This is a genomic window from Chitinophaga solisilvae (assembly GCF_009928525.1).
Taxonomy (GTDB): Bacteria; Bacteroidota; Bacteroidia; order Chitinophagales; family Chitinophagaceae; genus Chitinophaga; species Chitinophaga solisilvae.
This window is the reverse complement of sequence record NZ_JAABOK010000005.1, coordinates 45,634-68,063: the sequence shown is the minus strand read 5'-3', so window position 1 is coordinate 68,063 and position 22,430 is coordinate 45,634. Positions and strand designations below refer to the sequence as shown.

The window sequence follows — 22,430 nt, the reverse complement described above, 5'->3', positions numbered from 1 at the left end:
GCTTATGACGCACAAGCTACAGAAAAAATTACGAATTACGAATTGCGAATTACGAATGTAGAAGCGAAGAGCTAAACGTAGATTAAAGGGGATAACTAAAAATATCCGCTTAAATCTACGTTTAGCTCTTCGCTTCTACATTCGTAATTCGCAATTCGTAATTCGTAATTACTTCAGTTATATTTCCATGGCGCTTGCAGCCGCTTCATCCACAAACCAGTGTAATTCACCATCCTGTGGTCTGATAAGCTGAGACGGGTATTTCTCTGCATCGAAGGTGCCTTCGATAACGCTTTTCAGGGTGAGGGATTTGTTGGCGCCGGTAGCCAGGAAAAGTACGCAGGATGCCTGATTAACTACCGGTGCGGTGAGTGTAATGCGGTACATATCCTGCGCTTTCAGGAAGAAGGCTTTCACCCAGGCTTTCTGTTCGTGTACGATAGGCAGGCCGGGAAACAGGGACAGGGTATGTCCGTCATCTCCCATGCCTAACAATACCAGGTCAAAGGTATTTTCTTCTTCCTTAAAATATGATTTCAGCAATTTTTCGTATGCAGCGGCAGCTTCTTCCGGTGGGATGTCCGTACGCATGACATGGATATTTTCCGGGTTGACGGGTACTTTATCGAGTAGTACGTCGAAGGCCATGCGGGCGTTGTTGCGTTCATCTTCAAACGGAACGGCTCTTTCATCGCCCCAGAAGAAATCTATTTTTTCCCAGGGAATCACCTGCTGATAAGGCGCTTTAGCCAGCAGGGCAAACAGCTGTTTAGGCGTGCTGCCACCGGAAAGCACCAGGGAGAAGCGTTCCTGTTCCTGCAATACTTCCAGGATATAGTTACTGATCCAGGCAGCTACGTTTTCACTGAGCTGAACCGGGTCTTTGGCGATATGTAATTCCATAATTGTCGGGAATTACGAATTACGAATTGCGAATTACGAATGTTGAGCGAAGAACAAAGCGGAGATAAAACCGCATAACAATAGCATTATAATGTTATTTCCGCTTTGATCTTCGCTCAACATTCGTAATTCGTAATTCGTAATTCGTAATTATTTAGAAGGTAAATTAATCCATGTATGACCATCTCTCGCGATGAGTGCATCCGCATCATCCGGGCCCCATGAGTCGGGGGCATAATTCGGGAAGTCCTGCGGTGTGCGGTTTTCCCAGGTTTCGAGGATGGGCATGATAACTTTCCAGGCAGCGTCTACCTGGTCGCCACGCATGAAGAGGGTAGCATCGCCTTCCATTACGTCCAGGAGCAGTGTTTCGTAGGCTTCCGGGGCGTGTTCGCCGTTGGCGGCGTCGTAGCTGAAGGTCATATCTACCGGGTCCAGCGTCATGGTCTGACCGGGGCGTTTGGCCTGGAAGCGGAGACGGATGTCCATTTCCGGCTGGATGCTGATGGTCAGTCTGTTCGGGCGCCAGGTTTGTGCGGCTTCCTGCGGGAAGGCATAATGTGGCGCTTCTTTGAACTGGATGATGATATTGGTAGCTTTCTGGTTCAGGTATTTCCCGGTACGAACGTAGATGGGAACGCCCTGCCAGCGCCAGTTATCGATATAGAATTTAACAGCGGCATAGGTTTCCACATTGGAATGGGGATCTACTCCTTTTTCTTCGCGGTAGCCTACCACTTTTTCACCTTTCTTCCAGCCGGAGCCGTATTGGCCGCGTACTGCGTATTCGTGTACTTTGTCAGGTGTAATACGGCGGATAGCGTTGAGCACATCCACTTTTTTATTACGGATTTCGTTGGCGTCGAAAGAAACGGGGGCTTCCATGCCTATCATACAGAGGATCTGCAGGATGTGGTTCTGCACCATATCGCGCAGGGCGCCGGCTCTTTCGTAATAGCCGCCACGGCCTTCCAGGCCTACGCTCTCGGCGGCGGTGATCTGGATATTCTCAATGAAGTTACGGTTCCATACCGGCTCAAACAGTGCGTTAGCGAAGCGGAAAGCCAGGATGTTCTGAATCGTTTCCTTACCGAGGTAGTGGTCTATACGGTAAATCTGTTCTTCCGTGAATTTGGCAGCGAGCAGTTCATTCAGTTCATGAGCGCTTTGCAGGTCGTGGCCGAATGGTTTTTCGATCACGATGCGGGTACAATGCTTATCGCTGCACAGGTTCAGGTTACCCAGCCGGGTAGCGATATTGGGTACCAGCTGCGGCGCTACGGCCAGATAGAAGATGACGTTGGGATGTACGCCCCACTCTGCTTCCTTTTCTTTTACCAGGTCGGTAATTTTGGCGTAGGCGGCGGCATCTTCCGCATCGAGCTGCAGGTAAGAAACATGTTGGCTGAAATCCTTCCAGTGGCCATTTTGTTCACCCTTACGGCGTGAGAACTTACTGATACCATCCAGCAGGTGCTTATGATAATCTTCGTTGCTGTATGGGCTGCGACCCAGGCCTGCAATAGCAAATTGCTCAGGCATCCAATCATCCAAAAAAAGATTGTATAACGCAGGTGTCAGTTTCCGGTAATTTAAATCGCCGCTGCCTCCGAAAATAAAGAGTATGGAAGCAGGAGGGCGTTTATGGATCTGCATATATTAAATTATAGAATGAACTTGATTTTATTGTTGCTGCCACTCAGTATGGAAAGTGCCGGGGATGTCAGTACGCTGATAGGTGTGCGCACCGAAGTAGTCGCGCTGTGCCTGTATCAGGTTGGTGGCCATTCTTCCGGTGCGGAATGCATCGAAATAGGATAATGCTGACATAAATCCGGCAGCCTGTATACCTGCCTGGGCAGCCTGGGCTACCACGCTGCGGGTGTTGGCTTCCACTGACTGTACCAGGTATGCGACGCCTTTATCCAGCAGGATATTGGCCAGGTCTGCATTTTGCTGGTAGGCCTGCATGAATACTTCCAGGAGGGAAGAGCGGATGATACAACCGCCTCTCCATACTTTTACCACTTCCGGCAGCGGAATTTCCATTTTCAGGTCGTGGGATGCTTCGTGGAGCATTGCCAGCCCCTGCGCATAACTCAGGATGGTGGCGAAATACAGCGCATCGTGCACCTGTTTGATCCACATTTCCGTATCCGCATGAATGGTCGCATCCGGAGCAGTATATAATTTTTCTGCTTCCAGGCGCTGCTCTTTATAGCCGGAGATCGTGCGCATGGCTACAGCCGTATCAATAACGGGTACTGCTACCGGCAGTTCCATGGCATCCTGGGAAGTCCATTTACCGGTACCTTTGGAGCCGGCTTTATCGGAAATCACATCTATCAGGTGTGCAGGTGTTTTATCATCTTTCTGCGTGAAAATATCTGCGGTAATTTCTACCAGGAAAGATTGTAAAACGCCGTTATTCCAGTTTTTAAATATTTCGTGCAGCTGGTCATTGTTCAGTCCGGCGCCTTTCTGCAACAGGGCATAGCTTTCGCTGATCAGTTGCATAATGGCGTATTCGATACCGTTGTGCACCATTTTCACGTAATGGCCTGCGCCTTCCTTACCCAGGTAGGCCACACAGGGCGTATCTTTTACTTTTGCCGCGATAGCCTCCAGCATAGGTTTTACCTTCGCATAGGCGTCGAGATCCCCGCCGGGCATAATACTGGGGCCAGTACGGGCGCCTTGTTCGCCGCCGGAAACACCCATTCCCATGAAATGGATGCCTTTTTCGCGCAGGTACTGCACACGGCGCAGCGTGTCCGTATAATGGGAGTTACCACCGTCAATCACCACATCTCCTTTCTCCAGCAGCGGCACCAGGGACGCGATAACGTCGTCCACGGGCTGACCGGCAGGTACCAGCATCATCAGCTTACGCGGACGTTCCAGCAATTGTACCATTGCAGCCAGCTCTGCAACCCCTTTCACGGTAGTTCCCGGGGTGGCCGCAGATTCCAGCGCAGCATTCTTGGCAGCGTCTTTATCAAAGCCGATAACGGAAAAGCCATGATCCGCCATATTGAGTAACAGGTTTCTACCCATCACTCCCAGACCAATCATTCCAAAGTCATATAAGCTGTTTGCCATATTGTAGTGTAGTTATACTTACTAAAAGGAGATGTAAAAGTAGGAAATTACGAATTACGAATGGCGAATTACGAATGAAAGCGAGGACCGAAGCGTAAATATGCTATTGAAATCCGCTCTGATCTTCGCTTTCATTCGTAATTCGTAATTCGTAATTGGTTTATTATGCTGAGTTTCTGCCCGCATTGATAATCCCGAATGAGCAGCGCATGATCAGTTTCTCGTAGGTTTCGCGGCCATGGCCATTATTGGGATCTGCATCCAGTTCGCGGATGCGGGTAAGTGCGTATTGTTGGGTCGTCAGCAGCGGCAGTACTATTCTTTCGCGCATCTGGATGGACAGCTGATCGATAGGGCTGGCTTCCATCAGGTCTGATTCGCCGGTAAGGCGCAGGAGGTATTTTCTGGAGAGTTCAAATTCGTCATAGATCATCTGCCATACGGCGCCATATTGCGGATGCTTTGCCAGGTAGGCCGTGAGCGGGAAATAGCTCTTTTTCATAGCCATTTCGCAATTATCCAGCAGGGTTCTGAAGAAAAGGGAATGCTGGTAAAGGTGAACGAGCGCTTCCCATTTGCCCTGCTGATCCATCTGCTGCAGGGCGCTGCCTACGCCGTAGTAGCCGGGCACATTCTGTTTCAGCTGGCTCCAGGCGCCAACATAGGGCACTGCGCGCAGATCATTGAGGTTCAGTTTGGCAGAAGCGTTCCGCTTGCTGGGCCGGCTGCCGATATTGGCTTCCGCGTAATAGCGGAGCGGACTGGCATGATCCAGGTATTCCAGGAAATAAGGATGGTTCTTTAATTTATTGTAAGCCTCATATCCTGCATCAGCAAGGGATTGCAGCAGATTTTCCTCCTCGCTGGTAAGCGTTACCTCCCTGGAGGAGAATAAGGCATTGCTGATACCCGCATGTACCAGCTGTTCCATATTGAACTGGGCGGCATCCACCGTTCCGAAGTTGGAGCTGATGGTTTGTCCCTGTATGGTTTGCTGTATTTCCTGATTAGCGATATTCTTTCCCATGGAGGCGTAGAACTGGTGCGTTTTTCCACCGCCACGCGCAGGTGGGCCGCCACGGCCGTCGAAGAACACCACATCTACCTCATATTGCTTGGAGATGGCCGTCAGTTCTTCCTTGGCTTTATAGATACTCCAGTTGGCCATGAGGTAGCCGCCATCTTTAGTACCATCTGAGAAACCCAGCATGATGGTCTGTTTACAGCTGCGGCGGCGCAGATGTTCACGGTAGGCCGTATTTTCATACAGTGCTTTCATGACTTGCCCGGCATGACGCAGGTCGTCGATGGTTTCGAAAAGCGGGACAATATCTACCGTTATCTCTTCCGGCTTCCAGCCGCTGAGCAGGAACAGCCCGTATACTTCCATTACATTCAGTACGCTGGTACTGTGACTGATAATATACCGGTTACAGCCTTCTTCCCCGCTGGCATCCTGTATCTGGCGGATGGCAGATACCGTTCTCAGGGTGTCCTGGTGCAGGGGCACTTCCAGTTGTTCAGGGCTGACAGGCGTTTTGATATGAAGCAGGGCCGCTATCCGGTCGGCATCGTCCAGTTCCGGGTAGTTACGGGGAAGGGCGTCTGTTTTCTGCGCGACTTCCGCCAGCAGGGCTTCATGTATGGAGCTGTCCTGGCGGATGTCCAGGGAGGCGAAATACAATCCGAAAATCTCCACCTTGCTGATGAGATTATCTACCAGGTGGGCAAACAGCCCATTATGACGCTCCATAATTGTATTTCGTATAGCCGCCAGCGTATCCAGGATTTCCTGGCGGCTGATATCGGCCTTATGGCCGGGTGTAAAGAGGTTGCGTGATAATTTCGCTTCCAGCGCAGCCACCACGTTTTCCACACCTTTGAAGGTGAGTCTGCGTTTGAGGTTACGTACTTCGCGGAAGTAACATTTCAATATGGCGGCGCGCAGGGCGGCGGCTACCTCTACGGAGGTGGCGGCATTGACAAAGGGGTTACCGTCGCGGTCGCCCCCTGGCCAGAAGCCCATACGCAGTACCGGATTGTTAGTGCTGACAGCTCCGGGGAACTGTGCTCTCAGGAATGAGAGGATACGGCCGCCGGCGCGGTAAAAAATATTCTCCAGGAACCAGACCAGGCTGATGGCTTCATCGTACGGGGTGGGCTTTTCCTTTTTGAAGAAAGGCGTTTTGCCCAGCTGTTGCAGGTACATATTCACCTCAGAGGTGTTCTCTTCCACAAGGGCTTTTGCCAGATCGTTAATGATACCCAATACTTCGCTGGGGTAGAACTGCGTAGGGTGCGCAGTGAGCACGAGCCGCACGGAGAAGTTCTCCAGCTTTTTCTTCAGCTGCTCCTGCGCCTGCTCCTGCAGTACTTCCGATTGCAGGTGGCGCAGGGTGCCCGCGCCCTGCAGGTCACGGATATAGCGGAATGCGGCATCTTCCAGGGCATCGAATAGTACTACCTGCCTCTCAGCGTATTGCACAAACCTGAACAGCAGATCGGTTTTCTGCTGCTCTTCCCGGTAGGTGGTATATTGTTCAAAGAAGGAATCCATGATTTCCTGAGGGCTGTTTCCTTTGGTATACCCTTCCTCGCAATGGAGGAGGAACAGGGAAAGAAAGATACCCGTCTTTTCCACCCGGTGGAAAGGGAGGTTGGTGAAGAGGCTATTATACAGCTGAAACTTTGTACCAACAAGGTTTTTGAACTGCTGTAATGAGTTATTTACCGGCGCTTCCATACTTATACATCCGTTTATAATGCTGAAGAAGAGAACTAAGCGGCTGTTAAATTAATAATTATTTTGTTTAGTTGTTTATATAGCAAACTCATTAATTTTTGATTATTTTCCCGCAGAAAAATAAAATGTTTGAATATTTTCTAATAAGAAAATCCCGGCCGCAAAAGCAGACCGGGATCATTGTATCAGGATAAGAAGGGCGCGAAATAATTATTTTTTGATGCGAGGTGTTTTCCGGTTAAATGGATAAAGGCCGGCTTAATGTTCCAGGGCGAACCTGATGGGGAGACTGTATAATACGGCAACGGCCTGTCCGTTTTGTTTGCCTGGTTTCCACTTAGGCATCACAGACACTACACGTCTGGCTTCATCTTCCAGCCCTCCTCCTTTTGCTCCGCCGGTAGTTTTCACATCGCTGATACTGCCGTCCCTGTTCACCACAAACTGCACGTATACAGCACCTTCAATACCATTTTCCTGCGCCATGGAAGGATAGCGTAACCTGTTTTTCAGGTACTTTATCAGCCCAGCTTCTCCGCCGGGGAATTCGGGCATCATTTCCACGAATGTCAACGGGCCCTTGTCATCCGGAGATGTTACAGGCGGTTCCACCACGGTACCATTGCCTGATCCTTTAAGATCCACCAGTGCTTCGTCAGCGTCACCAGGTTCTCCTTCCCTGTTCTCAAATCCGATGGCTTTGTTTACTGTTTCTTCTATGCGCGGCGGCATTTCTTCTTCTGACACATCTGCGTCCCGTTCGATCTTAGGCTTCACAAAATCAATGCTGGCAGTAACTGGCGGCGGTGCGCTTTCTACCGGTGGCGGAGGAGGCAATACCGGCTCTTCTGCAGGCGGCTGCAGGTTCTCCAGCTCCACTGCTTTGGTAATTAATACGGGGTGGTCATTCCGGTCTGCCGCATGCAGCTGATTACTGACCACATAGCCGCCGATCATAACCAATACAATAGAAGCAGTACCCATCACGGCATTGCGGACACGCCTGTCATAGCGGTTACGTAACTCATAGGCACCATAATCTTTGTTACGACCATCGAACAGAATGTCGAGGAAGTTGCTGTTGGAGATTTTAGTTGAGTCCATAGTAATGTGTTTTATATTCAGATGAAGAGGAAAATGGTTTTCCATAAGAAAGAAGGAATTTTTTTTTAATTATGAATTACGAATTATGAATGATGAGTTACCGGGAAGATTTAAGCGAGTAATAATCACATCATTCGCTTATATCTTCCCGGTAACTCATCATTCATAATTCGTAATTCATAATTAAAAAAAGAAGCCCCGACGGAGCGTCGGGACTTGCTGGCACTGGGAGCCTTACCTGAAAGCAGGTGGTTCCTTTGATAAATTAGGCTTTCCGAAAATCGTACGGGTGTTAACGTTTTATAACCAGTTAATACCTTTTATATTTTTTACGTATAGTCGTTATTGTTAGTACCCCCGGTAGCCGGGGCGGTATCCTTTAACACCCACCAGTATTGCCGGAATCATCGCCCCTGTGCACCGAAGATTATAGTTTCCGTTTGCATTCGTGAAGTGTGTCCACAACCGTTATTTATAATACTTTGTTAAGTACTGTCTGACGGGAGGGCAGCTGCAGAAATCCGAAGTCATGCAGCTGTTGGCGGCCGGCGGACTGAATATAATGTACCCAGTCTTTCAGGGCGGGGTGGTTGGTATCCAGCCGGCGTTTATAGGACAGCGTTACATTCTCCAGCGGGATACCTGCCGGGGGTGCGGTTTCCAGTCTTTGAATCAGCTGGTCCAGGTTGCCGTAGAAATTTTCATCTGTATCGAGGCGGCCGTTATTGTTCAGGTCCAGGGGTATTACCGCGATGTCGCGCACCGGGAGGCGGCTGCTGAGATCGTAGATAAAACCGGGATTATTGAACGATACGGCGGAAGGGTCTTCCTGTACTGCTTTCAGCAGTTGCTGGTCATCTCCCGGCACCTGTTTTCCTTTAATATCTTCAAAGGCGGCGCCGTAGAAGGCAGCAAAGGTAACCGGTGCGCAGGATTTCTCTTTCCTGTTATATACAGTCAATGGCTGGCTGGCCGGCTCCCTGTCGAAATAGAGTGCACGCAGTTCCTTTTCCGGAAGCGGTTTGCCGGCATAGCTGCTTTTTATGTTGGCAACGGGCAACAGCGCATAGCGCGCAACTTCAATATAGTAGTTGTCTTCGCTGCGCTGTGCCTCGTTTGTTTTTTGTGCGGAAATATGTACCAGGGCTTCCCTGGCGGCCGGATCACGTGGGGAAACAAGCCGGAATATCACCTCCGGATGTTGCCTGGTATAGCTGTTTATCCATTGCTGTACAAGGGGGAAAACAAAGCGTGTACCCGTAACCGTTATAGTATCTTTCTGCGCCAGCGCGGGAACTGTCCACAGCAGGGCATATATGAGGATAATGCTGGCAATAGCTTTCATGGCAATGCTTTTCGGGAGAAGTATTAAATTTGTTCCTTGAATAATGCCGGGAGGATGCGGGTAGGTATGTTACTGAAAAATTTACCACCAATAAATTCGCAGCATACCATCCCCGCAAGCCGGACCAGGCATTCTATTTACAGCTTACAGAACGCAAGACTTTCCATCAACAGCCGCTACAACAGTAACGGGCCGCAGATATGTAACGGGAACAGGTAAGATGCATCTTTATATTGAGCGCCGGAGTGCGCAGTCCACAGTTGAAAGTGTGCCGGTTCATAGTGTATATTATTTACACAGTTGATTAATTAATGGCAGCAACTCTTTGCTGGTGGATCAAAGGATGCCGGGAGCTTTATACTCCCTGGTGTAGCAGACGCTATTAGTCTACTGAATTGGTAGACAAATATACATCGAGTTTTAATAATACCAAATAAATTTTTTTATTTTTTTGATTTTCGTTGTGACGGATTTATTACTGCAGCGGGGGGATTTTACTATAAATCCGTAAATCAAAAAATCCGTAAATCCGTAAATCCCCATTATTTTTGCAGTATGAAGTCTCATGTGAAAAATATACTCCTGCTGATCTTAGGCACCTTCATCTTTGCAGCAGGCATCAACTATCTTGCTATCCCCAATAAACTGTCTGAAGGCGGTGTCATTGGTATCACCATTATCACCTACTATTACCTGGGCTGGTCTCCCGGACTGGTCAACATCATCATCAACGCCTTCCTGATTGTGATAGGTTATAAGCTGCTGGACAGGCGGGTGATGCTATATACTATACTCGGCATTGTCTTCTGCTCCCTTTTCCTGTATCTGACAGAAAACAAGCTGCCTTCCGTCACCAGCAGTACATTGCTGGCGGCCATCTTTGCAGGATTGCTGGTAGGTATAGGTATCGGGCTGGTATTTCTTTCCGGAGGAACCACCGGAGGCTCTGCTATTTTGGCCCGCCTGTGCAACAAATACCTGGGCTGGAGCCTGGGAACATCCATGCTTATTCTTGACATTCTGGTTGTTTCCGCATCCGTCTTTATCATCGGCCTGGAAAAAACCATGTATACCTTTATAGCCGTGTATATAGGCGCCAGAACGGTAGATTATATTGTAGACGGTCTGAATACCAAACGCGCCATCACCATTATTTCCCGGCATACTGCCGACATTGCCCTGAAGATTACCGGCGAAATGAAGCGCGGCGCCACCGTATTACACGGGCATGGCGCCTATACGCAAACGCCCAAGGAAGTGCTGTATGTGGTAATCGGCAAACAGGAACTCATGCGCCTTAAAGCGCTGGTACAGGAAGCCGATCCGGAAGCATTTGTAGTGATTCATGAAGTGCACGAAGTACTGGGCAAAGGCTTCTCCATGTAATTACCGCTTACCGGTCAGCTCCCGGATAAGCTGTACCTCTTCTTCTTTATAGGGAGTACCGTCTTTCCTGAAAATATCGTGAAACCATAACGGAGGCTCTTTGCCGTCGGGCATGGGCGTACTCCAGGCATAAATGGTATTGGTTTTCCCCGCTACCAGCCCCCAGTTGTAAGCGCCAATATTTTCCTCCTTCAGCATCGGCATAATATTATCAAAGCGGCTGCCATTTGTACGGGCCATATATTCTGTACAGATAAGCGGCCGCCCCAGCTTACGGAGTGTATCAATAATCTGCCTGTGCTGCTCCGGCTTGTCATAATTGTGATAGGTGATTACATCTGAATTCTCTGCCTGGAACCTGTTGAACTCCGTCAGGTTCCAGCTCCACAATCCTGCAGACACGGGCTGATCCGGATTTATCTCCCTGGCCCAGCGGAATACCTTTTTCAGCAGCGGCAGGCTCTTCTCCCGATGTCCTTCATTACCTGGTTCATTATACAGGTCCCACAGTAATACCCTTTTATCATGCCCGAAATGTGTCAGTATATCCTTCACATATCTCTCCAGTGTATCCGTTAACGTTATATTCCGGTGTATGGCATCGCCGGGGTCCTGTACCCAGCCGGAGTTGTGTACGCCGGGACGCGGAGCCGGCTGCGGACCTGCGCTGTACTCCCGGTTCCAGCAGTCGTCAAAAAACACGAACAGGGTGGAAATACCATACCGGTGGGCGATAGACAGGTAGGCGCCGATCCTGCTGCGGAAACCGGCAGCATCTGTTACCCAGGGCACGTGATGCAGGTAAACGCGTACTGAATTGAAACCGATAGCGGCTGCATATCCCAGCTCCCGGCTGATGGTAGTGGTATCAAAAGTAGCTTCCTGCCACATTTCCAGCTGGTTTACTGCCGTGCTTGGAATAAAATCGCAGCCACGCAGCCAGCCCTGTGCGGCATACCATTGCGCAGCCTTTTCCCCGGACCACACCTTGCCGGCCGCCGGTGGCCGGTTACAGCCCGTCAGCAGCCAACCGCCCGCCAGTGTAAGCAGTAGTAATATCTGTTTCATATCGTGGAATTTATGTTGATCCTGAATTTACAAATTTTCTCCCGCGATTTATATTCAATATTTGCAATTTGAAATAAGATGTCTATATTGTAGACACTCAAACGCGAGTTGCATTCCTTACCATCTTATCAACCAATAATTTCCGGGAAAAATGACACAAGCCTCCCAACGATTCCTACCGCTGGATGTCTTCCGCGGCATGACCGTTTGTTTCATGATTATCGTTAATACCGGCGGAACCGGCGGCACTTACTGGCCGCTGGATCATGCCTCCTGGCATGGCTGGACGCCTACCGACCTGGTTTTCCCCTCCTTTCTCTTTGCTGTGGGAAATGCTATGAGCTTTAGTATGAAAAAATACGGGCAGCTGGGAAACGCTGCCGTATTGGGCAAAATATTCAAACGTACCCTTATCATTTTCCTGCTGGGATTCCTGATGTACTGGTTCCCGTTTGTACAGCATACTGATAGCGGACTCGTATTCAAGCCGCTCAGCCATACCCGTATACTGGGCGTACTGCAGCGTATCGCACTCTGCTACGGCATCGCCTCCTTGCTTATTTATTATCTTCCTAAAAAATGGGTATGGGCAGTGAGCGCGCTGCTGCTCTTCGGATACTGGGCTATACTCTGGTTTGCCGGCGTTCCCGGCGATCAATATGGTATTCATGGTAATGCCGGACTGATGCTGGATAAGTTTATCCTGGGAGATAATCACCTGTACCACGGAGAAGGATTCCCCTTTGATCCGGAAGGTATACTCAGCACCTTCCCGGCTATTGTCAACGTTATTGCCGGTTACTATGCCGGCCTGTTTGTACAGCGCCAGGGCAAAACGCAGGGTGGCATCATGCGCATGATCTTCACAGGCGCCCTGCTCATTGCACTCGCCTATGTATGGAATACCGTATTCCCTATCAATAAAAAATTATGGACCAGCTCCTACGTTCTGCTGACGGTAGGTATAGATCTGCTGCTGCTCTCCCTGCTGATTATCATCATTGATATGCTGGGATTCACCAAAGGCACGGGCTTCTTCACCGTTTTCGGTAAAAACCCGCTCTTCCTCTATCTGTTATCGGAAGTACTGGTTATCCTCATGTATGTGATTCACATCAACGGGTCCAGCCTGTATAAGTGGATCAACGATGTCATCTTCCAGCCCGTCTCCCCCGGAAAATTCGGCTCCCTGCTGTTTTCGCTGGCCTACATGCTGCTATGCTGGTCCATCGGGTTTATCCTGGACAAGAAAAGAATTTATGTGCGCGTGTAAATCCGTAAATTTAGGATTTACGAATTCTGGGATTTTCTGATTTACGGATTTGAAATGCAGCAAATATTTTCAGTGATAATTAACGAATAGTTCTATCATTATCTCCTGTACTTTGCCAATCCGTAAATCAGAAAATCAACAATCAAAAAATCATTCGCATGGATCTTTCTTTAAAAGGGAAAACCGCGCTGGTATGCGGCAGCTCTCAGGGCTTAGGGCTTGCTTCAGCTATAGAACTGGCGGCACTTGGCGCCAACTGTATACTCACTGCGCGTAATGAGGAAAGCCTAAAAACGGCGGTAGCCTCCCTCAGCACAACCGGCGGGCAATTGCACCGCTACATCGTATCCGACTTCAATAACCTGCAGGGGGTAACTGTCATGGCACAGGAGCTGGCTGCAGCTGAAACGATTCATATATTAATCAACAACAGCGGCGGACCAGCGGCAGGGCCTATTCTCAACGCTACGCCACAGGCCTTTGCAGAAGCCTTTTCCGCTCACCTGCTGTGCAGCCAGGTACTCACCCAGGCACTGGTTCCCGGTATGATCCGCGCAGGCTACGGCCGTATAATCAATATTATTTCCACCTCTGTAAAGGCTCCGCTGAAAAATCTCGGCGTATCTACCACCATCCGCTGGGCAGTAGCCGGGTGGTCTAAAGTACTGGCCGGAGAACTGGCCCCGCACGACATTACGGTTAACAACGTATTGCCGGGCTCTACTTCCACCTCCCGCCTGCAAAGTCTTTTCAACAGCAGCGCAGCTGCCCGTAACGTTTCTCCGGATGTGATTGAACAGGAATGGCTCCAGGAAATACCCATGAAGCGTTTTGGCAAATCCTCAGAACTGGCTGCCATGGTCGCTTTCCTCGCCTCCCCTGCCGCCGCCTACATCACCGGTACCAGCACCGCCGTAGACGGAGGCAAAACACCGGTAATGTAGGGCCCACCCAAAGCCCCAGATTATTTTATTATTTTATTATTTGGTTATTTGAGATGTAAAATGCAGCGGAGATTAACGTGTAGTCTTATACGTTAATCTCCGCTGCATTTTACATCTCAAATAACCAAATAATAAAATAATCAGGGGTTGTCCGGCATGCCGGGGTTCTGCTGCAAGATCTTCGCCGGGATGCGCAGGGTGAGGCGTTCGGGGGAGAGTGTCCAGGTTTTACTTCCCAGTGTATGCGTATACGTTATATCTTTAAAAATCGGGTCATTGGAGAGACGGCGCATATCGAACCAGCGCTGCCCGGTACAGGCCAGTTCACGGATGCGTTCATCTATCACAAAACGGATCATCTCTTCCCGGGTGGTGGCGCTGACAACCGCCTTATCGGCGGGCATACGGGATTTACGCAGGGTAAGCAGATCAGCTGCTGCGGCTGCCAGGTTACCGGTACGGGCTTCACACTCCGCCAGCATCAGGTATAGCCCTGGCAAACCGGCTCCTATATTGATGGCTATCGGTGAATTACGCAGTTTATACGGCAATGTCATAGAACCGGTGAGATAGTCCTTGTTGTAAAAGAACTTCAGCCGGAGATCTGCCGGATCGAATTTCTCTTCCGCTGCCGGACTCAGCATCGCCACATTCCCGAAAACAAAATCCAGGATGTTGATCTGCTTCAGGTAGATGTTCTCTTCATTATCAAACTGCGTAGGATGGCCAAATACGCCGTACTGCGGCAGCGCCGGCGATGTCCACTGCGGCATCATCTGATTGTAATCATACAAGCGTACCGGCACATGGCTTTTAGCTACCGCCGCACGGCATGATTCCAGCGCTTTCAGTGCCGCTTCGTACCGGCCCATGGTCAGGTAAGTCTGCCCCAGCAGATAATACCCTGCTGCCTGCCCCATACGCAGGCGCATAGGCGTTATCTCCGGAAGGTCCGGAATAGCCGCCTGCAGTTCGCTGATGATAAAATCATATACTTCCTGCACACTGCTCCGGGGCGGTATGGTGCCATTGGCATTTGCTTCCTTTACAACCGGTATGCCGGGATCGCCGGCAGCGGTGGCGGCATTGTACGGTTTCCCGAAATAATTCACCAGCATAAAATGCATGAGCGCACGCGCTGCACGGGCTTCTGCGCGCACCTGCCTTTTCTTCTCCTCATTGCCTGCAACCGCCATTACGTTGTTGGCTATAAGGTTATACACATAGTTTTGTCCGTAGAAGGCGCCCCATTCGGCTACATCATCTTCCGGGCGGAAAATATCTGCCTGCCAGGTATAGGCATTCGCTACAGAAGGGCCCATTACCTGCAGAAACAAAGGGTCTGTAATCAGGTCATCTCCCATCATCACACTCACCACCGCCGTACCTTTAGTGGTGGTGCTTCCGTTTTCTGCCTGCACAACATCGGCATAATTGACAAGCGCCGTACTGTTCAGCAGACCGTTATAATGTTCCAGCGTACGGGGAGTATCTTTGCCTTTAGGCACTACATCCAGAAATTTGTTACAGCTGCTGCCCGCCATGGCAGCGGATATCAATGATATGTACAATAATCTTTTTTTCATGCTGCACTTGTTTTAATTATTTGAACCTAACGTTAACGCCTACTGTAAAAAACGGTTTCATCGCCTGTGTGCGTACACCCTGGGCCAGGTTATAATATTCCGGGTCTATATCATCCTTATTCTTTTTCCATAGCATCACATTATTCAGCTGCCCGTAGATGCGGCAGTTGTCCATGAACAACCGCCCGGCAATGCCCTCCGGCAGCGTGTAGGAAAGGGTAAGGTCCCGCAGTTTCATATAGGCGGCGTTGACTACATTGATATCTGCCTGCCGGTAAAAAGTAGTGCTGCGGCGGTTAATATCTTCGGCATTAACTGCTACATAAGACGGCGTATTGGTGAACGCTTCATCGCCCGGTTTTTGCCAGCGGTCTTCGAAAGACGCGGGGATATTGCCTTTCAGCCTGCCGGAGTAGAATGTATTTACATCGCGGCGCATCTGGTAGCCAAGGTTATATACCACCAGGAACGACAGGTCAAACCGGCGGTAATGAAAAGTATTGGTGATACCGCCGTACCATTGCGGCTGAATAATACCGGCGAAAGAAAGATCATCGGCGGTAACGTTGCCGGATGTTTTCACCTTTTTGCCGTCATGCGTAATGATCTGTGGGTCCCCCATGCCGTCCAGCCCGGCCCAATCATACGCATAGATGGAATATGCCGGATAACCTTCGAGGAAACCTTCATTGGCCTTGTTACCTGGCGTCAGCACTGTACTTCTCTTCAGGCTCAGCACCTTGTTTTTGTTGTAACCCAGCGTAAACAGGGTATTCCAGGCGAAGCTGCCCTTTGCGATATTCCTGCTGTTGAGTTGAACGTCGATACCCTTGTTCAGCATATTTCCGAGGTTGGCATAGCCGTAGTACCATCCGTTGGTTCTGTCCAGCGGCTGAAAGCCCAGCAGGTCCGTGGTTTTCTTATGGTATACGTCTATGGAGGCAGTCAGCCGGCCGCTCCACAGATCGATGACCACACCGGCGTTGAGCATTTTGGTACGTTCCCAGCTGAGGGCTTTATTACCCGGCAGCAGCGGTTTGTAGCCGATACCCACATCGCTGAACAGCGGATTTTTTTCTGCAAGAATAATATCCATGGTACTGCCGGAACCTGGTCTGGGAGAGTTTCCTCCCAGGCCATAGGTCAGGCGGATGTTTAATCTGCTGATACCTTTTACATCAAAAAACGCTTCATTGCTGAGCAGCCAGCCTGCGCCCACGGACCAGATGGGCTTGTACTGCTGGCTTTTCTCGGTCCCAAACAGGTTAGACTGATCCATGCGTATACTTCCGTTCAGGTTATACCGCTGCTGATAGGTATAGGCGGCATTGGCATATAATGAGAAGAACCTTGTCTCCAGTTCTTCGGCGCGGTAAGGCGTGGAGGCCAGCGTGCTTTTGGTGCTGCTGGAAGTGCCCAGTACCGGTTTGTTGATACCGGTTACTTCCAGCAGTTTTTCGTCATAGGTATAATAGGTGAGCGTCTGAAAGTCAAAGCCCCGGCGTTCGGAAGTTTCTCCGCGTGTTTTATCACCCCTCACTTCTGTACCGGCGAGCAGGGTTACCTGGTGGTGCTGCTGAAAGGTATTATCATAGGAGAACTGGTTACGGGCTGTCCAGGCAGTGTTCTGCCGGTTAACAGACCTGTAGAACCCACCTGTTTCAGGCAGATAGTAGGTAGGCTTTCCTCCGGGCGCAGCAGCGGCCTGTGTGAAATGCACCAGCTCATAACGGTTCCGGTAGGATGGCTGATCGTAGAAAAGATATTGATGACTGTTCACCTGCTGATACTGGAAGCGGCCTTCATAGGTCAACCCTTTCATCAGCCTGATGCTGAAGCCTGTGTTCACTCTGGCGGAAGTTACTTTGGCAGCATTGTTACGTGTATATTCCTTTTCAAGCAGTGGGATGTAGTCCAGGTTAATACCACTCTTCTGTTCCGCGGCGCGGCGATAAGGTGCATATATCTGCAGGTCCGCCAGGGACAAAGGATTCCCCTGATCGTCGGCCAGCATAACATAAGGCAGGAAGGAAGGCAGTGAGTTGGCAGATAAAAAAGGAATCACCTGCGCTTTGGATTTCTCCTGCGAGAGATTTATTGTCAGGTCTGCTTTCACTGCTTTACTCAGGAAGAAGTCCTGGCGGAGGTTCATGAGATAACGGTTCATGTTGGCGGTATCGCCGCCCTGTTTGCCGGTATAGGCGAGGGAACCGTAATAGGTGTGATACTGGCTGCCACCGGAGAATGATAAGCTGTGGTTGGTAAGGAAGCCGGGCTGACGCAGGTATTTATTAAACTGGTTGCGATTATCCAGCCCTGCGAGCGAGTCCAGGCGGGCATCTGCGGCAGCCTGGCTGATAATGCCGTTCTGCAGATCATACAGTATTTGTTCATGCGGGTACACAATCGGATCGGTATTACCGATGCCCGGTGCTGTCACTGTTTTCCAGGGGTAGGCAGCCGGATTGAAAATTTCTCTGGCTGCTTTTACCAGCTGCGCGCTGTTCATGCGATGCTGGTAATCGTCGTCAGGTAGCCCTTTGAAAGAAGCAAAGCCATCATAGCTAACGGAGATTTTACGGTTGGTATTTTTCCCTTTTTTAGTGGTAACCACCACTACACCGTTGGCGGCATTGGCGCCCCAGATAGATGCTGCGGTAGCATCTTTCAGAAAAGTAATATTTTCTACATCATTCGGATTTACGAAGCTGGCAACGTAGTCATAGGCCATCGGCACGCCATCCACCACAAACAGGGGCTGCCTGCTGGCGTTAACGCTGGATACGCCACGGATAAGAAATTTGTCGGCCTTGTCGCCGTTGTTCATCGCCAGCCCCGGCGCCAGCCCTTCCAGGCGGTCCAGCACATTCATGCTGCCCGACTTCTGCTGCAGCTGCGAGCCGTCTACCCGGGAGAAAGAGCCGGCGCTACGCTCGCGTGAGATAGTCTGATAACCTGTAACTACCACCTGCTGCAATACGGAGATATTGGGCGATAGAATAATTTCCAGGTAAGGCTGATCCCCGGCGGGCACTTTCTTCGTGATGAAGCCCATAGAGCTGATGATGAGTATGGGATTGGCATTCTTAACAGCAAGTGTAAATTCTCCGTTGCCATCCGTATTACATCCTGCCTGCATGTTCTCCAGCATAATACTCACACCGGGCACAGGGTTGCGGGATTCATCCAGCACCTTTCCCTTCAGTATACGGTCTTTCTGCTGGGGTGGCTGCTGCCGGGAGATGATGATCAGGTTGTTGTCTCCGTTACGAAACTCCAGCTCTGTATTGGATAGTATCTGTTTCAGTACATCCGTTACCGTTATATCTTCCGCTTCAATGGTAACGCGTTTCTCTGCCGGGATGATGGTACTGCTGTATACAAAGCGGTAGGGAGATTGCTGTTCGATAGCGCTGAAAACCCTGATGATAGGTACTGTTTTCAGGTGCAGGGATAATTTCGTCTGCTGCATACCGTTACCTGCAAGGATATTATGCGTGCAGATGAGCATAAATAGTGACAACCACAGCGTAAGACCTGCAATACGCCGTCCCGGGAGCACGGTCAGTGCTCCACGCAAACAGATTCTTTTCATACATTAAGTTGGTTAAAGTCCTAAATCGGCTACAATACCCGGCTCAGGCCGGTGGCCTTTTACTTTACATCAGGGAGCTTTCATGCGCTCCTTTTTTAGTTTATCAGAAAAATGGTTGGTATATTCCTGTTACTGGCTGATAATTATTTCATGGTCACTTATTTTATAATGGAAAGGCACGGATTGCTGCAGTGCCTGTAATGCCTGTTCTACTGTTTCTTTTTCGAAGGTGGCGGTATATCTTAACTTACCGGAAATGCTATTATCAACTGTTATCCGCACGCCATACCATCTTTCCATTTCCAGTGCGGCTTCCCGCAGGGGCAGGTCGTTCAGGATAAGGCGGTTGCGGGTCCATAGTACTTCCTGAGCAACGCTGTCCTGCTGCTGCAGCGTCACTTTGGTGAGCACCGGTTTTTCTGCCGGGTGTGCTGTCTGTATGGCTACCTTTTCGGCAGGGGCGAGCACCATCCGTTTGCCGGCAGCTTTCACCAGTACTTCTACTTTACCGCGCAGCAGGGTGGTGACGGCAGTTTTATCTTCCGGGTAGGCGCGTACGTTGAATACCGTACCGAGCACACGTATATCCATTCCCGTAGTATGAACAACAAAAGGCTTACCTGCGGCGACTTGCACGTCAAAGAAGGCTTCACCGCTCAGGGTCACCTCCCGGCCGGATGTACAGAAGCCGTGCGGAATGGTGAGCCGGCTGCCGGCATTCAGCATCACCCGGGTACCATCCGGCAGCCGGAAAGTTCTGCGCTCCCCTGCCGCGCTGCTGTATACAACAAAGGCCGGTGGCTGCAGCCATTGCCAGCCGGCGTAGCCGCCGAGGGCAATCAATCCGGTAACGATGGCTGCTCTGAACAGGAAAGATAATTTACGTATACCCTTTACCGGTACCGTAACCGTAGTTGTGTGCTGCCGCAGATGCTGCTGAAAGGCTGCTTCAAATTGCCGTCTGTGCTGCTGAAAGACAGCGGGATGAATATTTCCGTTCAGCAGGTAATACATTTCCCTGGCCTGCTTTGCTTCCTGTTTTTTATCAGGGTTGTCTTTCAGCCATTTCTCCCAGAAGTTAACAGCATACGGGTCTGTTCCGCTGCAATAGCGGCAGAATGATGATTCCTGCAGGAAATCCTCCGTACTGTAATCCTGGAAAGAAGGCATAAAAAAGGCTCTTTTATATATAGAGCAGCGGGTAGTTGGTTTTTACCGGCAAAATGGAAAAAAATTTTTACTGCATGGTCAGCAGGAGTATTACAAGAACCGGAATACTGTACAGCGACTGGTTTTCGTCACCGCCGGCATATAATTCCGTACGTAGTATTTTAATGGCGTCGTGGATGCTGTTATAAGCAGTACGCTTCGTAATATGGCAGATGGCGGCAATTTCATCATAATCTTTATCTTCAAAATACCTGAGCCGGAGCAATTCCAGCTGTCTGGGCGACAATTGCTTTAACGCATTGCCCAGTCGCTGTTTCAGCACCTTATCTGATTGTGCGGCGATGATAAACTGTTCATAGGCGGCTTCACTCTGCTCCCGGCCGGCCTCAAAGTCCTGATGCCGCTGCTCGCGCATTCTGCCGGCTTTCAGCTCTGCCATTACCTTACGGCGGATGCAGGTGAGCAGGTAGGCGCGTACATTGGTCACCTCCGGCAGCACTTTCCGCTTATCCCATAAATCTATCAGCACCTGTGTGATGCATTCGGCAGACAGCTCCCTGTTACCCGTCAGTTTAATACCATAGTTCAGCAGTCCGGTGTAATGTTCGTCGTACAGCAACAGCATAGCGGACTGATCGCCCGCACGCAGCATGGACCATGCCTGATTATTATGGTTATTACCTGGTAGCATCGGGGCCAAAAATAAGGAAAGGATTTACGATTCCAAACCTGCAACAAAATATCCGCTGAGATGTTAAATAATAAGAAAGCAGTATACAATGAAAGCCAGCCGGGTCATTCCATATTACCTTAATGCCCTGTCCCGTTACCCGGAAATAAGGGAGAGTTATCTGCCGCGCGCTGCCTGCAACTGTCTGCTGAAATACGTTGAGCCGTAACCGTGAGTACAATCTGATAAACATTCCTGCAACTTAAAAAACGCTAATGATGATGGAAACAACCACCCGCAACCAGCCACCAGACGCCCGGATGCAACCGGCCGGGCAGAACGCCTGTTCTGATATACCTGTTTCTTCCAAACCTGCTGCCTTGCTGCCGGTTTTTGAAGCCCGGCTCAAAGCTGCCGGGGGTGATATTTTCCGTCCTGCTGATGCTGCGGCAGCACAGGCTTTGCTGGTATCACAATATCCGCAGGCCAGGGTTATCTGTTCCGCCGCTCCGGAGATCAGCGGCAATAAAGACTTTTATTGTACGGGCCATCCGCACGACCTGGCAGACGTAGACGTAGGCATTATCCGCGCCTGCTTCGGCGTTGCGGAAAATGGAATGGTATGGCTGAATCAGGAAGATCCGCTGGTAAGTACACTGGGATTTTTAGCACAGCACCTGGTTATACTGCTGTCGCCCGACCAGATAGTGCCGGATATGTACGATGCCTATCTCAAGGTGCACCTGGAAGATACGGCTTACGGCTGTTTTATGATGGGACCGTCCGCTACTACCGATATCGGTGCAGTGCTGGTACATGGCGCACAGGGAGCGGGCAGCCTCCGGGTATATCTGCTGGCCTCTTAGCAGGGTATAAAATTTTCTATCCGTACCAGTTTTCCGTTTTCAAAGTATAACCTGACTGAGCTGTCGCTGTTCATATTATCGGAATCACGGAGTGTTACCATATCTGTACGGCCTTCATTCTCCGCCTGCTGAACGGCATTCGGATAATATTTTTTCACTTCGGCCCAGGTGGTGTTGCGGGAGAACGTTATGCCATTGCAGGTGATCGTATGTCCGGTGGTAAGTACAAATTCTTCGCAGGCGAGGGAATCACTGAACTTTTCAAAGCAGGAGCCATCCTTGTAAAAAAACAGAAACTCTTCTTCAAACTGGGAAGCACAGATTCCGTCGTAGGCGGGCGTGGATATGCTGTCTGCCGCCCCCAGCGCTGCGGTAAAGCGATGCTCGCTGGTAAACAGCGGCACCTTATGATCTATCAGCGCCTTTGAGAAATGGAATACCTCCATCTTTTCCCAGGGAAGATCTTCTTTCGTCTGTACAATGGTGTCTGTTTCCTCTTCCGTCAGTGCAGCTATTCTTTCCGAAGCCGCCGGCACCGCCACAGTAGAATCTTCATCTGAGTTATTTCCGGCCTCATTGCAGGCCAATACGCTTATGATAAGCATCAATAGGAATATCCGGTGCATAGTAGTGTCCCCCTGTTTGATAAAGATAATTAAAAAATTATATATAATT

The 22,430-nt window shown here is 50.0% G+C and carries 16 protein-coding genes; 4 read left to right on the top strand and 12 right to left on the bottom strand.

The features are described 5' to 3' along the window. Positions 1-177: 177 nt before the first annotated feature. The 6 genes from pgl to GWG06_RS11120 form a co-directional block, all read right to left on the bottom strand. Complete coding sequence (gene pgl / locus GWG06_RS11145) at positions 178-903, bottom strand: 6-phosphogluconolactonase (RefSeq protein ID WP_160713331.1); 726 nt, start codon at positions 901-903, stop codon at positions 178-180. A gap of 150 nt (positions 904-1,053) precedes the next feature. Next, entirely contained in the window at positions 1,054-2,559 is a 1,506-nt protein-coding gene (zwf, locus tag GWG06_RS11140; protein WP_160713329.1) for a glucose-6-phosphate dehydrogenase, read from the bottom strand. A 27-nt stretch (positions 2,560-2,586) separates the two neighbouring features. Further along, a complete protein-coding gene (gene gndA / locus GWG06_RS11135) occupies positions 2,587-4,005 on the bottom strand; it encodes an NADP-dependent phosphogluconate dehydrogenase (RefSeq protein ID WP_127043544.1) in 1,419 nt (472 codons plus the stop codon). A 163-nt stretch (positions 4,006-4,168) separates the two neighbouring features. Further along, entirely contained in the window at positions 4,169-6,748 is a 2,580-nt protein-coding gene (locus GWG06_RS11130) for a phosphoenolpyruvate carboxylase (protein WP_160713327.1), read from the bottom strand. A 258-nt stretch (positions 6,749-7,006) separates the two neighbouring features. Then, the gene (locus GWG06_RS11125) at positions 7,007-7,852 is read right to left on the bottom strand and encodes an energy transducer TonB (RefSeq protein ID WP_160713325.1); all 846 of its coding nucleotides are present in this window, start codon (positions 7,850-7,852) and stop codon (positions 7,007-7,009) included. Positions 7,853-8,324: 472 nt separating this feature from the next. Continuing rightward, complete coding sequence (locus GWG06_RS11120) at positions 8,325-9,197, bottom strand: hypothetical protein (protein ID WP_160713323.1); 873 nt, start codon at positions 9,195-9,197, stop codon at positions 8,325-8,327. Between the two features lie 555 nt (positions 9,198-9,752). Between GWG06_RS11120 and GWG06_RS11115 the strand changes: the two genes are divergently transcribed. Further along, the gene (locus GWG06_RS11115; protein WP_127043548.1) at positions 9,753-10,583 is read left to right on the top strand and encodes a YitT family protein; all 831 of its coding nucleotides are present in this window, start codon (positions 9,753-9,755) and stop codon (positions 10,581-10,583) included. Here the strand turns inward: GWG06_RS11115 and GWG06_RS11110 are convergent, their stop codons facing one another. Continuing rightward, positions 10,584-11,651: a cellulase family glycosylhydrolase gene (locus GWG06_RS11110; protein WP_160713321.1), complete on the bottom strand. Its 1,068-nt coding sequence runs from the start codon at positions 11,649-11,651 to the stop codon at positions 10,584-10,586. Between the two features lie 151 nt (positions 11,652-11,802). Between GWG06_RS11110 and GWG06_RS11105 the strand changes: the two genes are divergently transcribed. Beyond that, on the top strand, positions 11,803-12,924 hold the full coding sequence (locus tag GWG06_RS11105; RefSeq protein WP_160713319.1) for an acyltransferase family protein: 1,122 nt from the start codon (positions 11,803-11,805) through the stop codon (positions 12,922-12,924). 158 nt (positions 12,925-13,082) lie between these two features. After that, a complete protein-coding gene (locus GWG06_RS11100; RefSeq protein WP_160713317.1) occupies positions 13,083-13,868 on the top strand; it encodes an SDR family oxidoreductase in 786 nt (261 codons plus the stop codon). Positions 13,869-14,008: 140 nt separating this feature from the next. On the opposite strand, the gene GWG06_RS11095 is transcribed toward GWG06_RS11100, so the two are convergent. The 4 genes from GWG06_RS11095 to GWG06_RS11080 all read right to left on the bottom strand — a co-directional run bounded on the left by GWG06_RS11095 (position 14,009) and on the right by GWG06_RS11080 (position 20,910). Further along, entirely contained in the window at positions 14,009-15,454 is a 1,446-nt protein-coding gene (locus GWG06_RS11095) for a RagB/SusD family nutrient uptake outer membrane protein (protein ID WP_160713315.1), read from the bottom strand. Positions 15,455-15,470: 16 nt separating this feature from the next. Further along, the gene (locus GWG06_RS11090) at positions 15,471-19,049 is read right to left on the bottom strand and encodes a SusC/RagA family TonB-linked outer membrane protein (protein WP_160713313.1); all 3,579 of its coding nucleotides are present in this window, start codon (positions 19,047-19,049) and stop codon (positions 15,471-15,473) included. Positions 19,050-19,178: 129 nt separating this feature from the next. Then, a complete protein-coding gene (locus tag GWG06_RS11085; protein ID WP_160713311.1) occupies positions 19,179-20,219 on the bottom strand; it encodes a FecR family protein in 1,041 nt (346 codons plus the stop codon). Positions 20,220-20,286: 67 nt separating this feature from the next. Next, on the bottom strand, positions 20,287-20,910 hold the full coding sequence (locus GWG06_RS11080) for an RNA polymerase sigma factor (protein WP_160713309.1): 624 nt from the start codon (positions 20,908-20,910) through the stop codon (positions 20,287-20,289). Between the two features lie 254 nt (positions 20,911-21,164). Here GWG06_RS11080 and GWG06_RS11075 point away from each other — a divergent pair, with 254 nt between their 5' ends. Further along, the gene (locus GWG06_RS11075; RefSeq protein ID WP_160713307.1) at positions 21,165-21,755 is read left to right on the top strand and encodes a LutC/YkgG family protein; all 591 of its coding nucleotides are present in this window, start codon (positions 21,165-21,167) and stop codon (positions 21,753-21,755) included. Here the strand turns inward: GWG06_RS11075 and GWG06_RS11070 are convergent. Next, complete coding sequence (locus tag GWG06_RS11070; protein ID WP_235938285.1) at positions 21,752-22,360, bottom strand: hypothetical protein; 609 nt, start codon at positions 22,358-22,360, stop codon at positions 21,752-21,754. The genes GWG06_RS11075 and GWG06_RS11070 overlap by 4 nt on opposite strands. Between the last annotated feature and the right edge of the window lie 70 nt (positions 22,361-22,430).